Here is a 21,302-nt window from a genome sequence, read left to right on the forward strand (position 1 = left end):
GAGATAATGGGGTGTGCCCACCTATCGTGATGAAGCCGTCGTGCTCCGAACCCACAAGCTGGGGGAGGCCGACCGCATTGTCACGCTGCTAAGCAAGCGCCACGGCAAGATTCGCGCCGTTGCGAAGGGTGTGCGACGCACCAGCTCGAAGTTTGGTTCGCGATTGGAACCATTCATGGTCGTTGACGGCCAGTTCTACGAGGGTCGTTCGCTCGACATCGTGAATCAGGCTGAATCCCTCGCTACCTACGGCGCCGACATCGTGTTGCACTACGAACGCTTCACCGCAGCCAACGCCATGGTTGAGGCCGCCGACCGCCTCGGTGATTCGGAGGCCACGCCGCAGCAGTACCTGCTGCTCGTCGGCGGTCTGCGTGCGCTGGCCCGCGGCGAGCACGCGTCACGGTCGATTCTTGATTCGTACCTGCTGCGGGCGATGTCGCTCTCCGGCTGGGCGCCTGGCCTCGATCACTGCGCCCGTTGTGCACAAGAGGGGCCGCACCAGACGTTTGTTGCCCAACTCGGCGGCATGGTGTGCGACAGTTGCGCACCCGTTGGTTCCGCTCGCATTCCCGCCGGAACCACCACAATGCTTGACGCTCTCATTCGCGGCGATTGGGCAACCATCGAAGCCGCGAGCCCGAACGACCACACCCGGGCGTCTGGCCTGATCGCCGCGTACACCCAATGGCACCTCGAGCGCAGCATTCGCTCGCTCGCACACGTGGAGGCGTAGTGACCCCGAAGCCATACACCCACAAAGATGCCGTTGAGTTTCGACCGCTGGACTGGACCGGAATCTACCCGCCTGAGTATCCGAAGAAGTCGGTCCCCGCGCACGTCGCCGTCGTGATGGACGGCAACGGTCGCTGGGCGAACCAGCGCGGGCTCAACCGGGTTGAGGGTCACAAAGCTGGGGAGCTGGCGCTCCTGGACGTCGTTGCCGGTGCGATTCAAGCGGGTGTCAAGCACCTGTCTGTCTACGCCTTCTCGACCGAGAACTGGGCGCGTTCACCCGAAGAGGTGCGCTTCTTGATGGGCTTTAACCGCGACGTGCTCCACCGCCGTCGCGACCAGCTCAACGAGTGGGGCGTTCGCGTGCGGTGGGCTGGGCGCACGCCGCGGCTGTGGCGCTCGGTCATCAAAGAGCTGCGCTACGCCGAAGAGCTCACAAAAGACAACACCACCCTCACCCTGACGATGTGCGTCAACTACGGTGGCCGCGTTGAGCTCGCCGATGCCATGACCTCGATCGCTGAAGACGTTGCAGCCGGCAAAATCAAGCCGAGCGCGGTCAACGAGAAGCTCATCGCGAAGCGGCTGTATTTGCCAGACATGCCCGACGTCGACCTATTCGTACGGTCATCGGGCGAGCAGCGCACGTCAAACTTCTTGCTGTGGCAGGCGGCCTACGCCGAAATGGTCTTTCTCGACACGCTGTGGCCCGATTTCACACGTGCCGATCTGTGGGAGGCGATCGACATTTATACCGGTCGCAACCGGCGCTTCGGCGGCGCCGTCAACGCCCCGAAGTGATCTAGAGCTCTCCGTCCGTCAAGAAGTATTCGCGCTCGAGGGAGTGACCAAACATCTTGATGTCGAGGCACGCGACGGGCGTATCGCACTTCATGACGTGGTCGTATTTCGTGTACTCGAAGAACGCGCGCAGCTTCAGATCGAGCAGGTCGCCGGTGACGTTGGCAGGCTTGTCTTTGTTGCCGTAGCCGGTGGCGTAGCGCATGACGTCGACCGACAGTCCTGCTGCTTGCGCCGAGTCACGAACGAGCGAGCCGACGGTGCTGTGATCGGAGTGGTCGCGGTGCGAAACCCACGACCAGCCCGGCACCAGAGTGATGAGGGCGGTCGGGTGTGCCGCGGTGATGAGTTCACCGATCGACTGCTTGAGCAGGTCGAGCGAAACCGGTGTTGCCGTGTCGACGGTGTGCATGACATCGATGGTCTGACCGTAGAGTCGCGACAAACTCTCCCACCCGGTGGCTTCAAAGCCCTGGCCGGAGATATTGCCGTCGGGCAATCGAATGAACGTGACCGCGATATCGGGGTCATCGGCCGGGGTGAAACGGGTGACAGGCAGGCCGGTTCCCAACACGAGGTGTTCTTCGGTCCACTCGCCATCGACCCCGCGCAACACGTCGTAGGCGCGGAGAATTCCGGTCTCTCGCGACGTCGCGTAGGTCATGCCTGACCCAGCGTCGCCCGCCGTAACAAACACCGTGCGCACGCACTGGCCGTTTGCGATGGCGTTCGTGATCGCCGGGTTCGCGAAGATGAGATCGTCGTCGTAGTGCGCCATGACCGACATCGTCGTGCCGGCCGCACACGCTACGGGTGGTGGGGGAGTCGGAGACGGCTCCGGTGCTGTCGACGTCGCCGGTGGTTCCGGAACCTGCGGTGTCGTTGTTGGGGGAGCGGGCGTCGGAGATTCGGCTGAAGACCACGGCGTTGGCGTCGCGAAGATGGGGATAAGCCCAGTGGCGGCGCCCGCAGAGAAGCCGACGACACCAAGGACGATAACGCCGATAACGCTCCACATGACCGTCAGGCGCGCACGCCGACGGCGCGCACGAGCGTAACGCCTCGTCCCCTCCATGATTCCCCTTCAATGCAGAAGTGATGACTGCACCTCTAGCGTAGAACTCCACACGAGCAAATGACTCAGGGAAAACTCCGGGAATAGAAATCGGCGGTCCTGATGTTGTGGCTTATGTGACCGAAAAGATTCAGATTGACGTGTGGAGCGACATCGCCTGCCCGTGGTGCTACATCGGAAAGCGAAACCTCGAAGGTGGCATTGCCGCTACCGCTGCAGACGCCGACGCCCCGCAGGTTGAGATTACGTACCACTCGTACGAGCTCTCGCCCGATACCCCCGTTGACTTCGACGGCAGCGAAATTGACTTCCTGGCAACCCACAAGGGCATGCCGAAGGAAAAGGTTTCGGAAATGCTTGACCACGTGACGAACGTGGCTCAGGGCGTCGGCCTGGAGTACAACTTTGACGTGCTGAAGCACACCAACACGGTCCGTGCTCACGAGCTGCTGCACTTCGCCAAGGCGCAGGGTCAGCAGCACGCCATGGCTGAGCGCCTGATGTCGGCATACTTCACCGAAGGTAAGCACGTCGGTGAGATCGACAGCCTTGTTGACCTCGCGACTGAGACTGGCCTCGACGGCGACGCCGCCCGCGCAGCCCTCGAATCGCAGCAGTACTTGAACGACGTTCGCGCCGACCAGGCGCAGGCCGCGCAGTACGGCATTCAGGGTGTTCCGTTCTTCGTTATCAACGGTAAGTACGGTGTCTCGGGCGCGCAGCCCGCAGACGCTTTCGCGCAGATCCTCCGCCAGGTGTGGGCTGAAAACAACGCGTAATCCTGCCGACATGACAATGGCGCTCACCCTTACGGTGAGCGCCATTGTTTTGCGTTAGCGGGGCAGGTTCGCCTCGATGACGTCGACGACAGCCTTGTCAGTCGGGATCACCGGGGGACGGAACCGGTGCAGCGTGTTGTCGGGCGTCAGTACGAACTTCTCAAAGTTCCACAGCACCGGGCCACGCTTGCCATCGGCGTCTTTCGTCTTCTTCAACGCCTTGTACAGCGGGGCGGCGTAGCGCCCGTTGACCTTGATCTTGTCGTTGATCGGAAACGAGACGCCCCACGTCACCGCACAGTAATCGAGAATCTCTTCCATGGTTCCGGGCTCTTGTCCCATGAACTGATTGCACGGAAAGCCCAGCACGGTGAAGCCGCGGTCGCCGTACGTCTTCTGCAGCTCTTCGAGCTGCTCATACTGCGGCGTGAGGCCGCACTTTGAGGCGACGTTCACAATCATGACCACGTTGTCGCGGTACTCGGCCAGCGTATGTTCGTTGCCCGCAGCGTCAACAAACGCGATGTCGCGCAGCGGAGTCTCAGTGGTGTCGGTCATGCTCCGAGACTACTGCCGTGCGGCGGAACCAGGGCGAAAGCGCAGAGAAATATGTGCGGCTGTGAGCGAGCCGCATCCCGCGGGCTTCGCATAGGGGAGAATAGGGAGGTGACGATGACTACAGCTCCTACTCAGCCGCTACGCATCGGGCCGATCGAATTGGAAGCTCCGGTCGTCCTGGCGCCGATGGCGGGTATTACCAACACCGCGTTTCGTCGGCTCTGCCGCGAGTACGGGGCGGGCCTGTTCGTCAGCGAGATGATTACGTCGCGTGCGCTTGTCGAGCGCAACGAAGTCACGATGCGTTTGGTGACGCATCACGAGTCGGAGAATATCCGCTCGATTCAGCTGTACGGCGTTGACCCGAAGACGGTCGCCGAAGCTGTGCGCATCATCGTCGCTGAGGATCGCGCTGACCACATTGACTTGAACTTTGGTTGCCCGGTGCCGAAGGTCACCCGCAAGGGCGGTGGCTCGGCGCTGCCGTGGAAGCACACGCTCTTCAACCAGATCGTGACGCAGGCTGTCGAGGCTGCCGAGCACTTGCCGCTCACCGTCAAGATGCGTAAGGGCATTGACGACAACCACCTCACCTACCTCGACGCGGGTCGTATGGCCGAAGACGCGGGTGCTGCGGCGGTGGCGCTGCACGGTCGCACGGCGAGCCAGATGTACTCCGGTAAGGCCGACTGGTCGGCGATTGCGACGCTTAAAGAGACCGTCACGAGTATTCCGGTGCTCGGCAACGGTGACATTTGGTCTGCCGACGACGCCGTGCGCATGATGGCCGAGACCGGTGCTGACGGTGTTGTCGTTGGCCGCGGCTGCCTCGGTCGCCCGTGGCTGTTCGGCGAGCTCGCCCACGCCCTCGGCGATGGCATTGCCGCGAAGTCTGTTGACGCCACGCTGGGCTTCGTCGCCGCGGCCTTCAAGCGTCACGCTGAACTGCTCACCGAGTTCTTCGAAGACGAGGTTCGCGGGTGCCGCGACATTCGCAAGCACGCCGCCTGGTATTTCAAGGGATACCCGGTTGGTGGCGATATTCGCTCGCAGTTCGCTACGGTGAGTACGTTGGCGGAAATTGACGAGCTGACGACCCTGCTTGATCTGGATGCGCCCTACCCCGGTGAGGCGGCAGAAGGACAACGTGGTCGAGCTGGCACTCCCAAGCGCACCGTTTTGCCAGATGGCTGGCTGAACTCGCACGACATCGCAGCTGATGTCGCGTGCAACCTGACTGAAGGAGAAGCGGATACCAGTGGCGGTTGATGGCGTGGGATCAGGGCGTATCGCGGACGGTTACGATGCGCATGATGTCGAGCGTTTTCACCCCGAGCTGCACCGCTCCGAACGCGACAACTTCGCACGCGACCGCGCTCGCGTGTTGCACTCCGCCGCGTGGCGTCGCCTCGCAGCGAAGACGCAGGTGCTGTCGCCGGCGTCTCCCGCTGACTTTGCGCGCAACCGCCTGACGCACTCGCTCGAGGTGTCGCAGGTCGGCCGCGAACTGGCGACGAGCCTGAGGCTCAACCCCGACCTGGTCGACACCGCGTGCCTCACGCATGACCTCGGCCACCCGCCGTTCGGCCACAATGGTGAGCGCGCGCTCAACTCGTGGGCTCGCGACATCGGTGGCTTTGAAGGCAACGCACAGACCCTGCGCATTTTGGTGCGGCTGGAACCAAAGGTGCTGGATGAGAATGGCGACCCGTTCGGTCTGAACCTCACGCGTGCCAGTATCGACGCGTCGTGCAAGTATCCGTGGACGCTGGACGCGCCCGTGCCCGACCCGGGTGGGCGCCTAAAGTTTGGCGTTTATCCCGACGACGAGCCGGTATTTGAGTGGATGCGTGCTGGTGCGCCCGAACGCGTGCGCTGCATTGAAGCCGAGGTCATGGATCTCTCCGATGACATTGCGTATTCGGTGCACGACTTCGAAGACGCCATCGTCAACGGCTACTTGAGCCCCGCTCGATTGTCAGACCCAGCAGAGCACGAAGCGCTCGTTTCTGGCATTCAAGCGTGGGTGGGCTTTGACTACTCACGTGACGAGCTCGACGAGGCGCTGTACCGCCTCACGCGCATCCCGCCGTGGCTGAAGAGCTTCGATGCCTCGCGTCACGACCTGGCCCGCCTCAAGAACCTCACGAGCGAGCTCATTGGCCGCTTCGCGCGTGCCGCGACCGTGGCAACCCGCGAGTCGTACCCCGTCGAATCCATGACTCGATACCAAGCGCATGTCGTAGTTCCGCGCGACGTCGAAACCGAAGTTGCTGTTCTCAAGGGCATCATCGGTGCTTCGGTCGTATCGATCGAGGGCCGCAAGTCGATCTACAAGGAGCAGCGCAAGGTGCTTAAGCGCCTCGCTTCGGCATTGTGGGACGAGGGCGGCCACGCGCTGGACCCAGTGTTCTCCGCTGATTTCCGCGCGGCACGCGACGATGTGGCCCGCAAGCGCGTCATCGTCGACCAGGTCGCCAGCCTGACCGATGCCACCGCTCTCGCTTGGCACCGCCGCTTTGTCGGCGACATTGACGCCGCTGACGTCGGCATTTGGTCGCCCGGAGCTCGTCCGTTCACCAGGTCGTACTGATGCCCCGCATTTTGCAGGCCGACGTCGATGAGGTGAAGGCCCGCACCCGTATCGAAGAAATCATCGGCGAACGTGTCGCACTGCGCAATGCCGGTGTGGGGTCGATGAAGGGGCTCTGCCCTTTTCACGATGAGAAGTCGCCGAGCTTCCACGTGCGCCCGCAGGTTGGCTACTATCACTGCTTTGGCTGTGGCGAGTCTGGCGACGTCTATACGTTCTTGCGTGAGATGGACCACGTCACCTTCACCGAGGCCGTTGAGCGCCTCGCCGGGCGCCTCGGCTATCCGTTGCACTACGAAGACGGCGGCTCGGCACCCGAGACGAGCGGGCGCGCTCGTCTGTATGCGGCCAATGCGGCAGCGGCAGAGTACTTCCGCACCGAAATTGGCTCACCCGAGGCCGAGACCGCCCGTGCGTTCTTGGGCGAGCGTGGCTTTGACGCCGCGCACGCGAACCACTTTGGCGTGGGCTACGCGCCGCGCGGGTGGGACAACATGACGAATGCGCTCACCCGCAAGGGCTTCACGCGCGAAGAGTTGCTGGCGGCTGGTCTTGTGTCGCAGGGTAACCGCGGTGTGTACGATCGGTTCCGCGGACGTCTCATCTGGCCGATTCGCGACGTTACTGGGCAGACCATCGGTTTCGGCGCCCGCAAGCTTTACGAAGATGACAAGGGGCCGAAGTACCTCAATACGCCCGAGACGCCGATCTACAAGAAGGCGCAAGTGCTGTACGGGCTTGACCTCGCGAAGCGCGATATTTCACGCGGCGACCCCAAGCGGGTCGTCGTGGTCGAGGGGTACACCGACGTCATGGCGTGCCACGTCGCCGGCATCACGACGGCCGTTGCGACGTGTGGCACGGCGTTCGGCGTTGATCACATCAACGTGCTGCGTCGCGTCATGGGTGATGAGTCCAGCCACGGCGAGGTTGTCTTCACATTTGACCCCGACGCCGCAGGCCAGAAGGCTGCGCTTCGTGCCTTCGCCGAGGAAAAGCGCTTCAACGCGCAAACCTACGTTGCCGTTGCACCCGACGGCCTTGACCCGTGTGACCTCCGTTTGCAGCGGGGCGATCAAGCCGTGCTGTCGCTCATGACGTCGAAGGTGCCGATGTTCGAGTTCGTCATCGACCAGCGCCTCGCAAGCTACGACCTCGCCACCGTCGAAGGGCGCGTCGGCGCGTTGCGCGCCGCAGCCCCTGTGCTGGCTGACATCCGCGACGCGCTGTTGCGCCCCGAATACGAGCGCGTTCTTGCACGACGCCTGGGCATGGACCCGACCGACGTGCACCGTGAGGTGGATGCCGCTGTGCGTCGTGCGCCAGCGGAGAAGCGATCGGACGAGCGCCGCGCCCCGCAAGCAGCTCACGACCCGTACGCTGGCAGCTCGGCATCCCATGGTTCCGCACCCTATGATTCCGACCCTGAACATGCTCCCGCCGTCGCGGTGACGCTCGCGACGCTGCCCCGCACGCCCGACGTCTACCGTGACCGCAACACGCTGATGGCGTTTTTGCAGTACGGGCACCTGCTTGATCAGGATCTGATGGCGCAAGCGCTCGAAGCCCCGTTTAGCCACCCGGCGTTTGACGCGGTGCGGGCGGCGATTCTGGCACACCCGGAGCGGACGAAGCCGGGCTGGGCGTTGACGGCTATCGGTGGCGTGCGCGAGCCGTTCCGGCTTATCGCGGGGGAGTTGCTGGCCGCGGAGTTCCCAGCGAAAGACGAGCAAGCCGCTGTTGTCGCGGCTCAAGATCTTGCGCTGTCGAAAGTGGAGCGCGCCATGATTGCGCGCAAGAACGAGCTTCTCGGTGCGGTGCAACGTATTGCGCCGGACTCGGAAGAGGGGCGTGCGCTGCGGGTGCAACTGCGCGACCTCGACGTTCGCATTCGCAGTCTGCGTGGCGAGTAGACCTCACCGCTCGCCTAAGCCAGGATGGGATGATGGCACGCCGACGACATGACTCCGCCGCGGTTCGCGCCGTTGATCTCAGTATCGGAACCAAGCAGTTGCGAATCGTTGATGGCGTGACGTTCACGATGGAGCCGGGAGAGACGCTCGTTGTTGCTGGGCCTGCGGGCGCAGGCAAGAGCACCCTCGCGTCGCTCGTGGCGGGGCAAGCGGCCTCTGGAGTAGAGATTGTGGGTGGCGACCTCACGGTCGGTGGCATCCCCGGCAAGCGCCCGGGACGCCTGCGTCGTGAGTGGCTCGTGCGCACCGGTTACCTGCCGCAGGGCGCAGGCGCGCTTCTCCCGGCCCAATTCACGGTGGGGGAGATCATTGCGTCGCCGATCACGTCGCGTTCGCGCAAGCACAATGCTGCCGCGTTGCGACAGCGCGTTGCCGCGCTGCTTGACGAAGTGCATCTCCCGCTCGGTGCGGCAGACAAGTTTCCGTACGAACTGAGTGCCGGCATGCTGCAGCGCGTTGCGTTCGCGCACGCCGTCGTACTCGAACCGACGTTGCTCGTCGCTGATGATCCGATGGCGAATCTCGATGTCGAAATGCGGCCGGTGATTTACGAGGCCATCCGTCGTCGCCAGCGTGAGCGCAATATGGCGAGCCTCATCGTCACGAACGACGTGAATCTGACACGCGAGCTTAACGCCTCGGCAATTGCGCTGCGTGCTGGCCATGTTGTCGCCGATGGTGACTTCACCGCGGTGCCGCGACCGACGCCCACCGGGCCGATCGCGGCGGCTTTTCTGGCGGAACCGGCGGAAAAGCCGCGCACGCGTCGGCAGCGTCGCGAGCGGCGTCACTAGCGGTTTCTCCGTGTGTGCGGCGGGTTGATTCGGAGGCATTCGCGCGACGCGCCCGGAAGTCGGGCCGTGTTCTGATGCGCCGATCTTCTTTGCTATGCTGGTGTGGTTGCCCCGCATCGGGGCTGATCCCTCATAGCTCAATTGGCAGAGCAGCCGACTGTTAATCGGCAGGTTTTTGGTTCGAGTCCAAATGGGGGAGCAAGAAACCCCCGGAGATATTCTCCGGGGGTTATTTGTTTGTGTCGACGAGACGGGGCGACCAAAAAGCGGCCCTCGTCGATGACGAGAGCCGCTTTTCAACGGTGAAAGTTATTCAGCGCGACCCTGAACCGAACCGGTGGTCTGCACGAGCGAACCGTCGGTTGCGTCAGCCTGGTAAGCAACGCACGTGATGACGCGGTCGCCGTCTTCCCAACCAGCCTCAAGCGGCGTGAAGTAGGTGTAGTCGAAAATCGACGTCTCCCAGTCGAGGCCAACGTACGACTGGAACTCCGTAGCGCACTGCTCGTCAGCCTCGGCGTACATCTCTTCTTCATTGAACTCAGCAAGCGCCGACTCGAAGTTCAGAATGACCTCGGAGTCGTGTGCGTCGCCGCACGGAACCAGCTCAACGTCGCTGAACTCGTCAGCGGCGGGGAAGTTCAGGCAGTCGCCAACTTCGAGATCGTACGCCGAGCCCGTTCCCTGCTCGGTGACCTGGCCATCGTCGTCGCGCGGGACGTCACTGCCGCCGCCGAAGATGTTCTGAACTGCAGAGCAACCGCCGAGGCTCAGTGCGAGGGCAAGCGCTGCACCGGCAGCAAGCGAACGGCGCGCAATAGTGCTGTTAGTCATGTGTGTGATTCTCCCCATAAGAAACATTGTTGTGCTTCGGGTAACGAAGCTCGGGAGCAACGGGCCTGCGAGAGTGAACGTTGTTCCTCGTGTACTCTAGCCGATTTGGCTTAACTCTCGAATCCGTCGACACCAGGTGTCCACGACAAACCGGGCCTGCCCCAGCCACGCTTCTTCGCGATCTTCTGCACGGTCTTCCAGTCGGAGTCGTGCAGACGGTCGACGTAGATCACGCCGTTGAGGTGATCAAACTCGTGCTGCATGATGCGCGCACGCCAGCCGGTTACCTCGATGAGAACCTCGTTGCCCTCGAGGTCAATGCCAGAAACCCGCACGTGATCGGAGCGGCGGAGCGGGAAGCGCTCACCAGGAACCGACAAGCAGCCCTCCGACTCTTCGTCTTCATCCGGGTGTCCTGGTTCCGTCGGCGTCATAAACAACTCGGGGTTGATGATCTCGCCGCGCCACGGCTGTCCCTCGTCGTCTTCGTATGAGTACGTGAAAATGCGCAGCCCCACGCCCACTTGCGGCGCGGCTAAGCCGACGCCGGGAGCCGCGTCCATCGTCTCGTACATGTCGGCGACAAGCGTGCGAATCTCAGCGGTGATCTCCCCGACAGGAGAAGCTGTCGCGTGAAGGACGGGGTCACCCATAATGCAAATTGGTCGAATAGCCACGCGTCAAGCCTAGTCTGGGCACCGGAGCCCCGTATGCTCGTGATGTGATACTTGCCGAGATCGAGAACGTCGGAGATGTGGGGGAGACGCTCGTGGGCGTCTTTCAGAACCCCGGTCTGCTCCTCGGTATCCCGCTTGCCATCGCCGGTGCGGCATTTTTGTCGCTCGGAACCCAGTACCAGCACCGCGGCGTGCAGAAGGTTGCGCTCGAACTCGGGCGCGATGGTGGCAAAGGACTCAGCGGCAATCACCTGAAGCATTTGCTGGTGCGCCCCAGCTGGGTAATCGGAACCTTGATGCTGGGCCTCGCGATTGTCTGCCAGTTGGCTGCACTCGCGCAGGCGCCGCTCATCGTGGTGCAGCCGCTCGGTGCCATCGCGCTCGTCATGACAACGCTGCTGAACGCGCGTATTTCGGGGCACAATCCGACAAGACGGTCGGTCGTCGCGATTTCAGCGTGTGTTGGCGGCGTCTTCCTCTTCGTGCTCATTGCCGCTCTTTTCGCGGAAGATAAAGACGTTTCGGACTACCAACTCTCGATCGTGCTGAGCATCTTGATGGTCGTCATCATCGTGCTGGGTGGGCTGTGGCTTGGGCTCCGTCGCAAGATGGGCCCACTGTTCTACATTTTGTGCGCCGGCATCATCTATGGTTTCGTAGCCACGCTCGCAAAGGTTGTCATCAAGCGCATCCAGGCGGGCGACTTTGAATGGCTCACGCTCGTGTGTGTGATCGCGCTGGTCGCCGGTACTGCTGTGGGTGGCTACTTCGTGCAGACCGCGCACGCCTCTGGCCCGCCCGACCTGGTTATCGCGGGACTCACGGTCATCGACCCCATCGTTGCCGTGCTGATCGGTCTGCTCGTGCTGGGTGAAGCAGCGGGCGCGCCGTCGTGGGCGTACGTCGGCTTCGCGATTGCCGGTGCCATCGCGATTTGGGGTGTCATTGAGCTCGCGCGTTATCACCCGCAGGTCGTCAGCGAGAGTCAAGAACTCGGAATCCCGCGCGGGGGTGCTACGCGGCGGCCACGCGCCGAAGGGGATGTGCCCTTCGCGGGCGGCCCGCTTGAGACTCCTCCTTCTGACCCCGAAGTGCCGCGTGACCGAGCATAGAATACCGATGAGCCTGCGATAGGCTCATCTAACAGGGGGCGGTGGCCAAGCTGGTTAAGGCAGCGGGCTCATAACCCGACGATTCGTGGGTTCAAGTCCCACCCGCCCTACCAAATCGGTGTCTGATCAAGCCTTTCTGATTCGGGCACCGTTTCGCTTTTAGGTCAAGCGGGACTCTCGGAATCACATGGTTGTGATTCGGAGGTGGGTTTGTGATAATGCAAGGGAACAATCAAAAAGATGTTGCCGGGTATCCGTGCAGGTCGTTGGGGAAGACGCACCTGAAGAAACGGAGAGATCATGGCGACACCACAGGCGCGCGGGGTGATTTACATTCACTCTGCGCCACGCGCGTTGTGCCCCCACCTGGAGTGGGCGGTAGGCGGCGTTCTTGGTCGCGCCGTGAACTTTGAATGGACTGACCAGCCGGTGCTGACCGGTGCCCGCCGCACCGAGTTCTACTGGGAGGGACCCGCTGGCACGGGCGCCGCACTCACGACGGCTATCCGCGGGTGGGAACACCTCCGCTATGAAGTGAGCGAAGACCCCACGCCCCGCAGCGACGGTGGTCGCTGGATGCACACGCCGGGCCTCGGCATTCACTACGGTCAGGTCGACACTGCCGGCAACGTCGTGATTGGTGAAGACCGCGTGCGTTACGCGATGGAGATTGCCGACGGCGACGCGTTTGAAATGCAACGCGAACTGGAGCTTGCGCTGGGAAGCGCATGGGATGAAGAGCTGGAACCATTCCGTCACGCCAGTGATGGCGTGCCGGTGGTGTGGCTACACAAAGTTGGATAGGGGATTCCGCGTCCGCGTGGCGCGGGATGGGTGTGGAGCGGTAGGCGCAAGTACCGACCATCGGTGATTATTCCCGGAGGGCGAGAAAGTGAATCCGCTCCCTACGTACAAAGAGGGCTCCCGGAATACCGGGAGCCCTCTAACAATGTGTGCGTTACGCGCTACGGAATGCGATGACGGCGTTGTGGCCGCCGAATCCGAACGAGTTGCTGATCGCGAGCTGGTCGCCAGCGCCCAACTCTGCGGGCTTCGGTGTGATCAAGAACGGAACCTCGGGGTCTTGTTCGTCGACGTTGATCGTCGGCGGAACCGTGCGGTTCTTGAGCGCCAGTACGGTGAACACGGCCTCGAGCGCACCGGTGCCACCGAGAAGGTGACCGGTGGCAGCCTTGGTCGCAGCCACCGGAATCTCGCGAATGCGGTCACCGAAGACGGTCTGCAGTGCGACGAACTCGTTGGGGTCTCCCACCGGGGTCGACGTCGCGTGAGCGTTGATGTGCGTGACATCGTCAGCCGACGCGCCAGCAATTTCGAGCGTCTGACGAACGGCGCGGGCGGCGCCCTTGCCCTCCGGGTCGTTGCCCGTGATGTGGTACGAGTCTGCCGTTAGCGCGCCGCCGACGAGGTAGGCGTAGATCTTCGCGCCACGAGCCTTGGCGTGCTCTTCGGTCTCGAGGATGAGTGCGGCAGCGCCCTCTCCCATGACGAATCCGTCACGCGAAACCGCGGTCGGGCGCGATGCCGTTGCCGGGTCGTCGTTGCGCTTCGACAGCGCCTGAGCGGCAGCAAACGAAGCCATCGTGATCGGGTGAATAGCCGATTCGCTACCACCGGCGATAACGATGTCAGCGAGACCCGCCTGCAGGTGGTTGTAAGCGTTGAGGATCGACTCATTACTTGAGGCACAAGCCGAAACCGCGGTGGATGCGTAGGCGCGAGCCTCAAACTGCAGCGACAGATTGCCGGCAGGGGCGTTGGCCATCAGCATCGGAACCGTGAGCGGCATAACGCGGCGCGGTCCTTTTTCGCGCAGGGTGTCCCACGCGTCGAGGAGGGTCCAGATGCCGCCGATGCCGGTGGCCCAGTCGACGCCGAGTCGCTCGGACTCGACTTCGGGGGCGCCAGCGTCAGCCCAGGCTTCACGTGCAGCGACAAGAGCAAACTGGCTGGACGGATCCAAGCGCTTTGCTTCGTGGCGGGCAAGAACTTCTTCGGGGCGAACGACGGCCTCAGCTGCAAAGTTGACAGGCAACTCGTACTGCTCGACCCAGTCGTGCTCCATGGTGCGCGCGCCGGAGACACCTGCGAGCAGGTTGCTCCAGTTGTCACCTGCTGTGCCGCCGATACCCGACGTTGCACCGATGCCCGTGACGACAATGCGCTTGGTCATTGATACTCCTCTGTGGTCATAAGCTGGCGTGCCCCGGCAGGTTGCGTGGCACGCCAGCAACGCCTTACTCCTGGTTGGAGGCGATGTAGTTGACTGCGTCAGCAACCGTCTTGAGGTTCTTGACCTCGTCGTCCGGAATCTTGACGCCGAACTTCTCTTCTGCGTTGACAACGATCGTCATCATCGAGATCGAGTCGATGTCGAGGTCGTCGGTGAATGACTTCTCAAGAGCGACCTCGCTACCGTCGATGCCGGTCTCGTCGATGATGAGCTCGGTCAGGCCCTCAAGGACCTCGTCGTTCGTGAATGCCATGGTGTTTCTCCTCTGATTAGGTTGGCTGTGAAAAGTCTAGGGGTCCCCTACGGCAGGACAACGACCTGCGCGCCGAAAACGAGACCAGCGCCGAAGCCGATCTGCAGGGCGAGGCCACCGCTGAGTTCCGGGTGCTCTTCGAGCAGACGGTGTGCGGCAAGCGGCACCGAAGCTGCCGACGTGTTGCCTGTGGTCTCGATGTCGCGTGCGATCGCGACGGTCTCCGGCAGCTTCAGCTGCTTGGCGAACTCGTCGATGATGCGCATGTTGGCCTGATGGGGGATGAATGCCGCGAGGTCTTTCGCGTCGATGCCGGCGACTTCGAGCGCCTTCTCGGCGACCTTGGCCATTTCCCACACTGCCCAGCGGAAGACCGTCTGGCCCTCCTGGCGCAGCGTCGGCCACTCGGCTTCGCCGTCGCGGTACTCAACGAGCGTGTGGTTCATGCCCACGGCGTCAGCCTTCGAACCGTCGGAGCCCCACACGGTGGGGGAGATGCCGGGGAAGTCGCTCGGGCCGACAACGGCAGCACCCGCTCCGTCGCCCAGCAGGAACGAGATCGAGCGATCGGTCGGGTCAACGATGTCGCTGAGCTTTTCAGCGCCAATGACGACGGCGTACTTCGCCGCACCAGCACGGATGAGGGCATCGGCCTGCGCTACGGCATAGGCGAAGCCCGCGCACGCAGCGTTGCTGTCATACGCAGCGGCCGGGTTGGCGCCGATGCGATCCGCAACCACAGCAGCCATCGACGGCGTCTGCTGCACGTTGCTGATGGTTCCGACGATCACTAAGTCAATGTCAGCGGGGTTGACGCCGCTCTTTTCGACAGCTTCACGAGCGGCCTCCGATGCGAGGTCGAGTGCCGACGTCGTGGCAACAGCGCGCGTGCGCGTGATGATGCCAGTGCGCTGGCGGATCCACTCGTCGCTCGAGTCGATCGGGCCGATCAGGTCGTCGTTGGGAACAGCGACCTCGCCACGGGCCGCGCCATATGCGTAGATTCGAGTGAATTCGGGGCCCTTGGCCTGGTTCAAGGTCACAGTCATGCGGCCACTCCATTCAGCAGCGCAACCGCTGCTTCGAGATCTTCTGGGGTCTTCACGGCGACCGTGGGCGTGCCCTTGAGGCCGCGCTTGGCGAGGCCGACGAGCGCACCAGCCGGGCTGAGCTCGACGAGTCCGGTGATGCCGTTATCGGCGAAGGACTGCATGCATAGGTCCCAACGCACGGGCGACGATACCTGGCCGACGAGAAGATCAAGAGCGCGCTGGCCATCTGCGACGACGGAACCATCGCTATTGGTCCAGAGGCTCGTTGCGGGAGCCTGGGCACCGGCTACGGTTGCGACAGCGCCGCGCAGTGCCTCGACAGCCGAGCCCATGTAACGCGTGTGGAAAGCGCCAGCGACCTGGAGCGGAATGACGCGCACACCACGCGGCGAGTTTTCAGCGAGCTGCGCGAGAGCATCGAGGGCGCCGGCGGCAACGATCTGGCCGCCGCCGTTGAAGTTCGCGGGCTGCAGGCCGTGCTCGGCGATCGCGGCGAGAACGTCTGCCTCGACGCCGCCGACGACGGCGCTCATGCCGGTTGCGGCTTCGGTCGCTGCCTGTGCCATGGCACGGCCACGCTCGCCGACGAGGTACATCGCGGTCTCGTCGCTCACGACACCGGTTGCGGCGATGGCGGCTAGCTCGCCGACCGAGTGACCAGCAACGCCACCAGCGCGGCCAGCCGCCTCGCCGAGTGCGTGCCACGTCAGCAGCGATGCTGCGACGATGAGGGGCTGAGCGATCTGCGTGTCACGAATCGTGTCGGCGTCAGAAACGGTGCCGTGAGTGATCAGGTCAACCTTCGCGGCGTCCGAGTACGCTTCGAGCCGCGCGCGGGCTCCGTCGAGCTCGAGCCAAGGCGACAGAAAACCGGGAGTTTGAGACCCCTGGCCGGGGCATGCAACAACGATCACTTGTCTATCTTGCCAATCTCATCGGGTCTGTGCTGGGGGTTCCCACACATAAATGCCGAAAAGCTTTGTGCCTACTCGACAGGAATTACGGTGTTCGGCGTGTCGGACGACGACGCAGCAACTCAGTGGTGCCGATGGAACCAAGAATCAGGGCCATCTGCAAAATGAGGGCTTCGCGGGGGCCCGTGGCGTCCCACCCGATCACTTCGCTGACGCGCTTGAGGCGATAGCGCACCGTGTTGGGGTGCACGAACAGCTCGCGCGCGGTGGCTTCAAGAGACCGCCCGTTGTCGAGGTAGCTCCACAGCGTGGTCACCAAATCGGCCGAGTGCGCCTGCAAAGGACGGTAGATGCGGTCGATGAGGGTTTGCTTGGCGAACGGGTCTCCGGCGAGGGCGCGTTCGGGCAGAAGGTCATCGGCCTCGACCGGTCGCGGGGCGTGACGCCAGCCGCGGGCAACGGCAAAGCCGGCGAGGGCCGCGCGCGCACTCTGGCTCGCGTCGACGAGCGTGGCAACGGTCGGGCCGAGAACGAGGTACCCGGGGCCGAAGTGCGGCTCGAGATGGCCGGCGATTTCAATGAAGGGGATGTCTGGGGTGTCTTCGCTGCGCGTGGAGGTGACGGCGCGGCCGATGACGAGCACGAGACGCGAACCCTGCACACCGATGAGAACGTCGATGCCGAGCTTGCGAGCCGCGCGGCGAAACTGGTCTACGTCAAACTGCTGCGGCGTGGTTCCGACGAGCACGCAGACTTCACCGTGACCGTGCCATCCGAGTGCGGCAATACGGCTGGGAAGTTCTTCGTCGGCTTCGCCCGTGAGGATCGAGTCAACGACGAGGGCTTCGAGGCGGGCGTCCCACAGGCCGCGAGCCTCGGCTGCGCGAGCGTACACGTCGGCCGAGGCGAACGCGACGTCGCGGGAGTATTCGAGGATTGCCTGGCGCAGGCTTTCGCTGCGGCCGGCGACGCGCTCTTCGGTCACCGAAACGGTGACGCGAATGAGCTGCAGGGTCTGTTGCAGGCTGACGCTGCGCAACAGCTCACGAGGAGCGGCAGCGAAGATGTCAGCTGCAATCCAGGGTGTCGACGTGGGATCGTCGAACCACTGGATGAATGAAGTGATGCCAGCCTGGGCGACCAGGCCAACCGCCGACCGGCGGGCCGGCGGCATTTCGGCGTACCACGGGAGGGACTCCTCCAAGCGCGTCAGTGTTGCTGTTGCCAGGTCGCCAGAAATCTTGCGCAACCAGGCCAGGGTTTCTGCCTTGCTTTGGGGCGCAGCCCCTCCCGTAGTCGATGCCATGCTTAGCTCTCGCCGCCTGCGTTGCCGCTGGTTCCGGCGTTCACGTTCAGCAGGTCGTACTTGTCGATTGCCTGCTTCGCGAGCGAACGGTCAACGACGCCGTCTTCGGCGAGAGAGAGGAGCGTGCGAACCACGATCGAGGGGCCGTCGATCTTGAAGAAGCGACGAGCCGCAGCGCGCGTGTCGGAGAAGCCGAAGCCGTCAGCACCGAGCGATGCGAAGCGGTTCGGAACCCACTGGCGAATCTGGTCTTGCACGGCGTGCATGTAGTCGCTGACAGCCGTGACGGGACCTTCGGCACCGCGGAGCTTCTCGGTGATGTACGCGGTGCGCGGCTCTTCGTCGGGGTGGAGGAAGTTGTGCTCGTCGGCGGCGAGGCCGTCCTTGCGCAGCTCGTTCCAGCTCGTGACCGACCAAATGTCAGCCACAACACCCCAGTCGTCCTTCAGTAGCTGCTGAGCTTCGTAAGCCCAGCCCAGGCCAACGCCGGATGCGAGAATCTGAGCGCGCGGGCCCTCACCCTCACCGGTTGAGACCTTGTGGATGCCCTTGACGATGCCCTCGACGTCGACGTTCTCCGGCTCAGCGGGCTGAACGATCGGCTCGTTGTAAAGGGTGATGTAGTACATCACGTCAGGGTTCGGGTGGTTGCCACCGTACATCTGGTCAAGACCAGCCTGAACGATGTGCGCGAGCTCGTAGCCGTATGCCGGGTCGTACGAAACCGTTGCCGGGTTCGTCGATGCGAGCAGGTGCGAGTGGCCGTCAGCGTGCTGCAGACCCTCACCGGTCAGCGTCGTGCGACCGGCGGTCGCACCCATCACGAAACCGCGTGCCATCTGGTCACCGGCAGCCCACTGCGCGTCACCGGTGCGCTGGAAGCCGAACATCGAGTAGAAGACGTAAACCGGAATCAGTGGCTCGCCGTGCGTCGAGTACGAGGTTCCGAGTCCGGTGAACGCCGCAACGGCGCCAGCCTCGTTGATACCCACGTGAACGATCTGACCCTGCGGGCTCTCCTTGTAAGCAAGGAGCAGTTCGCGGTCGACCGACGTGTAGTTCTGGCCGTGCGGGTTATAGATCTTGGCGGTGGGGAAGTAGGCGTCCATACCGAAGGTACGGGCCTCGTCCGGGATGACCGGAACGATGCGCTTGCCGATTTCCTTGTCGCGCAGCAGATCCTTGAGCAGACGCGCAAAGGCCATCGTGGTGGCAACTTCTTGCGTGCCCGAGCCCTTCTTGACCTGCTTGTACATGTCGTCGCCCGGCAGGTTCAGGCCCACGTGCGTCGTGCGACGCTCGGGCAGGAAGCCGCCGAGAGCCTTGCGGCGCTCGAGCATGTACTGGATCGTCTCGTCACCGGTACCGGGGTTGTAGTACGGCGGCTGGTACGGGTTCTCTTCGAGCTGCGCATCGGTAATCGGGATGTGCAGTTCGTCGCGGAAGCCCTTGAGGTCTTCCAGCGTCATCTTCTTCATCTGGTGGGTCGCGTTGCGGCCCTCGAAGTGCGAACCGAGACCGTAGCCCTTAACCGTCTTCGCAAGGATGACCGTCGGCTGACCCTTGTGAGCCATTGCAGCCTTGTAGGCGGCGTAGACCTTGCGGTAGTCGTGGCCACCGCGCTTGAGGCCCCAGATCTGGTCGTCGGTGTAGTCCTTGACCATGGCGGCGGTGCGCTCGTCGCGACCGAAAAAGTGCTCGCGCACGAAGGCGCCCGACTCTGCCTTGTAGGTCTGGTAGTCACCGTCGGGGGTGACGTTCATGAGGTTGAGCAGCGCGCCGTCGGTGTCGACGTCGAGCAGCGAGTCCCACTCGCGGCCCCAGACGACCTTGATGACGTTCCAACCGGCACCGCGGAAGAAGCTCTCGAGCTCCTGGATGATCTTGCCGTTACCGCGCACCGGGCCATCGAGGCGCTGCAGGTTGCAGTTAACGACGAACGTGAGGTTGTCGAGACCTTCGTTGGCAGCAACCTGAAGCTGACCGCGCGATTCGACCTCGTCCATTTCGCCATCGCCGAGGAAGGCCCACACGTGCGAGTCGCTGGCGTCCTTGATGCCGCGGTTCGTGAGGTACTTGTTCGTCATGGCCTGGTAGATCGCGTTGATCGGGCCGAGACCCATCGACACGGTCGGGAACTGCCAGTAGTCCGGCATCAGACGCGGGTGCGGGTACGACGGCAGCGCGTTGGGGGCGGCCGACTTCTCCTGACGGAACCCGTCGAGCTGCGCCTCTGAGAGACGACCCTCGAGGAACGAGCGGGCGTAGATACCGGGGGAGGCGTGACCCTGAATGAAGATCTGGTCGCCACCCGACGGGTGGTCTTGGCCACGGAAGAAGTGGTTGAAACCAACTTCGTACAGCGACGCGCTCGATGCATAGGTGGAGATGTGGCCACCAACACCGATGCCCGGGCGCTGTGCGCGGTGCACCGTCAGCGCAGCGTTCCAGCGGGTCCAGGCGCGGTAGCGGCGCTCAACTTCTTCTTCACCGGGGAACTCAGGTTCGTTCTCCGATGCGATCGTGTTGATGTAGTCGGTCGTCGGAACCATGGGCACACCAAGGTGCAGTTCTCGCGACTTCGACAGCAGGCTGAGCATGATCTCGCGACCACGCTGCGGACCCTTAGCGTCGACGAGCTGGTTGAGGGACTCTTGCCACTCACCCGTCTCCTCAGGATCGCTGTCGAGGGGTTCTTGGGAGTACGGATCCTGGTCGTGAACAGTCACCGGGCGACCTTTCGTCGTTCTGGCAGATCATGCCAAGGGCATCGGTTCGACGCGCGGGGGGCTTTGTCGGCACCACACAACACGCGTAGTCCACAGCCTACTCATAAATGGCGTGTACGGCCAGGATCGGACATCGGTTTTATTGTCTTAATTCGTCGCACGGGCGTGTTTGGCTGATCATGGGGGATTTGTGACGCCGTAATGGAACCATCGTGCGGGTTTGTTGCGAGGTTTTGCGTTGCCGATGGTGCAGAGCACGCGATTTCACCCGCTAGGATGGAATGACACCAGGGCCTTTAGCTCAGCTGGTAGAGCGCCACGTTTACACCGTGGATGTCATCGGTTCGATCCCGGTAGGGCCCACCACAAGCAAAACCCCCGAGAATTTCTCGGGGGTTTTCGCGTTCCCGCACCCCGTGGTTCCGCACCCCATGGTTCCGCACCCCATGGTTCCGCACCCCATGGTTCCGCACCCCATAGCTCCGCCCCATAGTTCTGCCCCGTGGTTCCGCACTCCGTGGTTCTGCTCAACGACCGTTATGCACGGTTGAGATCGGTAGGCACGCACTATGTGCCACATCAGCCCCTCTGGTCACACCAGTCACACCGGATCGTGCGTAACGGTTGTTCGTGGCGGTGTGCTGGCAGCCCAACGGGGTTAGCGCTCGATCGCGCGGCGGTCTTCGCCGGCAACGCCGCCGGCGTATTCCCACCGCGCGTGCGAGCGCAGGGCGTTGCGTACGGCGAAGTAGATCACGCCATACGCGATGAGGAGGCCGAGAATGAACAAGCCGAGCCAGATGGCGAACATCGCGAGCTGAAACTGTGAGAACGGGTCCATGCCAACATCGTGGCATAGGGCG

At 63.1% G+C, this 21,302-nt stretch carries 20 protein-coding genes and 3 tRNA genes; 12 read left to right on the forward strand and 11 right to left on the reverse strand.

Going from position 1 to position 21,302, the window contains the following annotated elements; genetic code table 11:
* The first annotated feature begins 13 nt into the window (after window positions 1-13).
* Both recO and ACQUSY_RS00320 read left to right on the forward strand, forming a co-directional pair.
* Entirely contained in the window at window positions 14-736 is a 723-nt protein-coding gene (recO, locus tag ACQUSY_RS00315; RefSeq protein WP_428902539.1) for a DNA repair protein RecO, read from the forward strand.
* Window positions 736-1,536: an isoprenyl transferase gene (locus ACQUSY_RS00320; protein WP_428902540.1), complete on the forward strand. Its 801-nt coding sequence runs from the start codon at window positions 736-738 to the stop codon at window positions 1,534-1,536. Before recO ends, ACQUSY_RS00320 begins: the two co-directional genes overlap by 1 nt.
* Before the next feature lies 1 nt (window position 1,537).
* Here the strand turns inward: ACQUSY_RS00320 and ACQUSY_RS00325 are convergent, their stop codons facing one another.
* Window positions 1,538-2,611 (reverse strand): PIG-L family deacetylase, encoded by a 1,074-nt coding sequence (locus ACQUSY_RS00325; protein ID WP_428902541.1) that lies wholly within the window; start codon window positions 2,609-2,611, stop codon window positions 1,538-1,540.
* A gap of 116 nt (window positions 2,612-2,727) precedes the next feature.
* Here ACQUSY_RS00325 and ACQUSY_RS00330 point away from each other — a divergent pair, with 116 nt between their 5' ends.
* Window positions 2,728-3,390, forward strand: a complete 663-nt coding sequence (locus ACQUSY_RS00330) for a DsbA family oxidoreductase (protein ID WP_428902542.1) — start codon at window positions 2,728-2,730, stop codon at window positions 3,388-3,390.
* Between the two features lie 54 nt (window positions 3,391-3,444).
* On the opposite strand, the gene ACQUSY_RS00335 is transcribed toward ACQUSY_RS00330, so the two are convergent.
* Window positions 3,445-3,948, reverse strand: coding sequence for a glutathione peroxidase (locus tag ACQUSY_RS00335; protein WP_428902543.1), 504 nt, complete (start codon window positions 3,946-3,948; stop codon window positions 3,445-3,447).
* A 114-nt stretch (window positions 3,949-4,062) separates the two neighbouring features.
* Here ACQUSY_RS00335 and dusB point away from each other — a divergent pair, with 114 nt between their 5' ends.
* The 5 genes from dusB (at window position 4,063) to ACQUSY_RS00360 (ending at window position 9,507) form a co-directional block, all read left to right on the forward strand.
* Window positions 4,063-5,217: a tRNA dihydrouridine synthase DusB gene (gene dusB, locus ACQUSY_RS00340; RefSeq protein ID WP_428902544.1), complete on the forward strand. Its 1,155-nt coding sequence runs from the start codon at window positions 4,063-4,065 to the stop codon at window positions 5,215-5,217.
* Between the two features lie 4 nt (window positions 5,218-5,221).
* A complete protein-coding gene (locus ACQUSY_RS00345) occupies window positions 5,222-6,541 on the forward strand; it encodes a deoxyguanosinetriphosphate triphosphohydrolase (RefSeq protein WP_428902545.1) in 1,320 nt (439 codons plus the stop codon).
* The gene (dnaG, locus tag ACQUSY_RS00350) at window positions 6,541-8,454 is read left to right on the forward strand and encodes a DNA primase (protein WP_428902546.1); all 1,914 of its coding nucleotides are present in this window, start codon (window positions 6,541-6,543) and stop codon (window positions 8,452-8,454) included. The genes ACQUSY_RS00345 and dnaG overlap by 1 nt, the downstream gene beginning before the upstream one ends.
* Before the next feature lie 32 nt (window positions 8,455-8,486).
* Window positions 8,487-9,308 carry an ATP-binding cassette domain-containing protein gene (locus tag ACQUSY_RS00355; RefSeq protein ID WP_428902547.1) on the forward strand — a complete coding sequence of 274 codons (822 nt, stop codon included), beginning with the start codon at window positions 8,487-8,489 and terminating at the stop codon, window positions 9,306-9,308.
* A gap of 126 nt (window positions 9,309-9,434) precedes the next feature.
* Window positions 9,435-9,507, forward strand: a tRNA-Asn gene (locus ACQUSY_RS00360).
* Between the two features lie 110 nt (window positions 9,508-9,617).
* Here ACQUSY_RS00360 and ACQUSY_RS00365 read toward each other — a convergent pair.
* Together ACQUSY_RS00365 and def are read right to left on the reverse strand one after the other, a co-directional pair.
* Entirely contained in the window at window positions 9,618-10,142 is a 525-nt protein-coding gene (locus ACQUSY_RS00365; protein WP_428902548.1) for a septum formation family protein, read from the reverse strand.
* A gap of 110 nt (window positions 10,143-10,252) precedes the next feature.
* Window positions 10,253-10,819 carry a peptide deformylase gene (def, locus tag ACQUSY_RS00370; protein WP_428902549.1) on the reverse strand — a complete coding sequence of 189 codons (567 nt, stop codon included), beginning with the start codon at window positions 10,817-10,819 and terminating at the stop codon, window positions 10,253-10,255.
* Window positions 10,820-10,866: 47 nt separating this feature from the next.
* On the opposite strand from def, the gene ACQUSY_RS00375 reads away from it, so the two are divergent.
* From ACQUSY_RS00375 to ACQUSY_RS00385, 3 genes are all read left to right on the forward strand, one after another.
* Window positions 10,867-11,931, forward strand: coding sequence for a DMT family transporter (locus tag ACQUSY_RS00375; RefSeq protein WP_428902731.1), 1,065 nt, complete (start codon window positions 10,867-10,869; stop codon window positions 11,929-11,931).
* A gap of 35 nt (window positions 11,932-11,966) precedes the next feature.
* Window positions 11,967-12,044, forward strand: a tRNA-Ile gene (locus tag ACQUSY_RS00380).
* Between the two features lie 187 nt (window positions 12,045-12,231).
* Window positions 12,232-12,735: a DUF3145 domain-containing protein gene (locus ACQUSY_RS00385; protein WP_428902550.1), complete on the forward strand. Its 504-nt coding sequence runs from the start codon at window positions 12,232-12,234 to the stop codon at window positions 12,733-12,735.
* A gap of 154 nt (window positions 12,736-12,889) precedes the next feature.
* Here the strand turns inward: ACQUSY_RS00385 and ACQUSY_RS00390 are convergent, their stop codons facing one another.
* The 6 genes from ACQUSY_RS00390 to aceE all read right to left on the reverse strand — a co-directional run bounded on the left by ACQUSY_RS00390 (window position 12,890) and on the right by aceE (window position 20,439).
* Window positions 12,890-14,125: a beta-ketoacyl-[acyl-carrier-protein] synthase family protein gene (locus ACQUSY_RS00390; protein WP_428902551.1), complete on the reverse strand. Its 1,236-nt coding sequence runs from the start codon at window positions 14,123-14,125 to the stop codon at window positions 12,890-12,892.
* Window positions 14,126-14,189: 64 nt separating this feature from the next.
* Window positions 14,190-14,438 (reverse strand): acyl carrier protein, encoded by a 249-nt coding sequence (locus tag ACQUSY_RS00395; protein ID WP_147825969.1) that lies wholly within the window; start codon window positions 14,436-14,438, stop codon window positions 14,190-14,192.
* A gap of 47 nt (window positions 14,439-14,485) precedes the next feature.
* Window positions 14,486-15,487 (reverse strand): beta-ketoacyl-ACP synthase III, encoded by a 1,002-nt coding sequence (locus tag ACQUSY_RS00400; RefSeq protein ID WP_428902552.1) that lies wholly within the window; start codon window positions 15,485-15,487, stop codon window positions 14,486-14,488.
* On the reverse strand, window positions 15,484-16,404 hold the full coding sequence (locus ACQUSY_RS00405; RefSeq protein WP_428902553.1) for an ACP S-malonyltransferase: 921 nt from the start codon (window positions 16,402-16,404) through the stop codon (window positions 15,484-15,486). The genes ACQUSY_RS00400 and ACQUSY_RS00405 overlap by 4 nt, the downstream gene beginning before the upstream one ends.
* An 85-nt stretch (window positions 16,405-16,489) precedes the next feature.
* Entirely contained in the window at window positions 16,490-17,710 is a 1,221-nt protein-coding gene (locus tag ACQUSY_RS00410; RefSeq protein ID WP_428902554.1) for a PucR family transcriptional regulator, read from the reverse strand.
* Window positions 17,711-17,712: 2 nt separating this feature from the next.
* Window positions 17,713-20,439, reverse strand: a complete 2,727-nt coding sequence (aceE, locus tag ACQUSY_RS00415) for a pyruvate dehydrogenase (acetyl-transferring), homodimeric type (RefSeq protein ID WP_428902555.1) — start codon at window positions 20,437-20,439, stop codon at window positions 17,713-17,715.
* 290 nt (window positions 20,440-20,729) lie between these two features.
* Between aceE and ACQUSY_RS00420 the strand changes: the two genes are divergently transcribed.
* A tRNA-Val gene (locus tag ACQUSY_RS00420) sits at window positions 20,730-20,805 on the forward strand.
* Window positions 20,806-21,097: 292 nt separating this feature from the next.
* On the opposite strand, the gene ACQUSY_RS00425 is transcribed toward ACQUSY_RS00420, so the two are convergent.
* Window positions 21,098-21,280: a hypothetical protein gene (locus ACQUSY_RS00425; RefSeq protein WP_428902556.1), complete on the reverse strand. Its 183-nt coding sequence runs from the start codon at window positions 21,278-21,280 to the stop codon at window positions 21,098-21,100.
* Window positions 21,281-21,302 lie beyond the last annotated feature (22 nt).

This window comes from Microbacterium daqui, assembly GCF_050408675.1.
Taxonomy (GTDB): domain Bacteria; phylum Actinomycetota; class Actinomycetes; order Actinomycetales; family Microbacteriaceae; genus Microbacterium.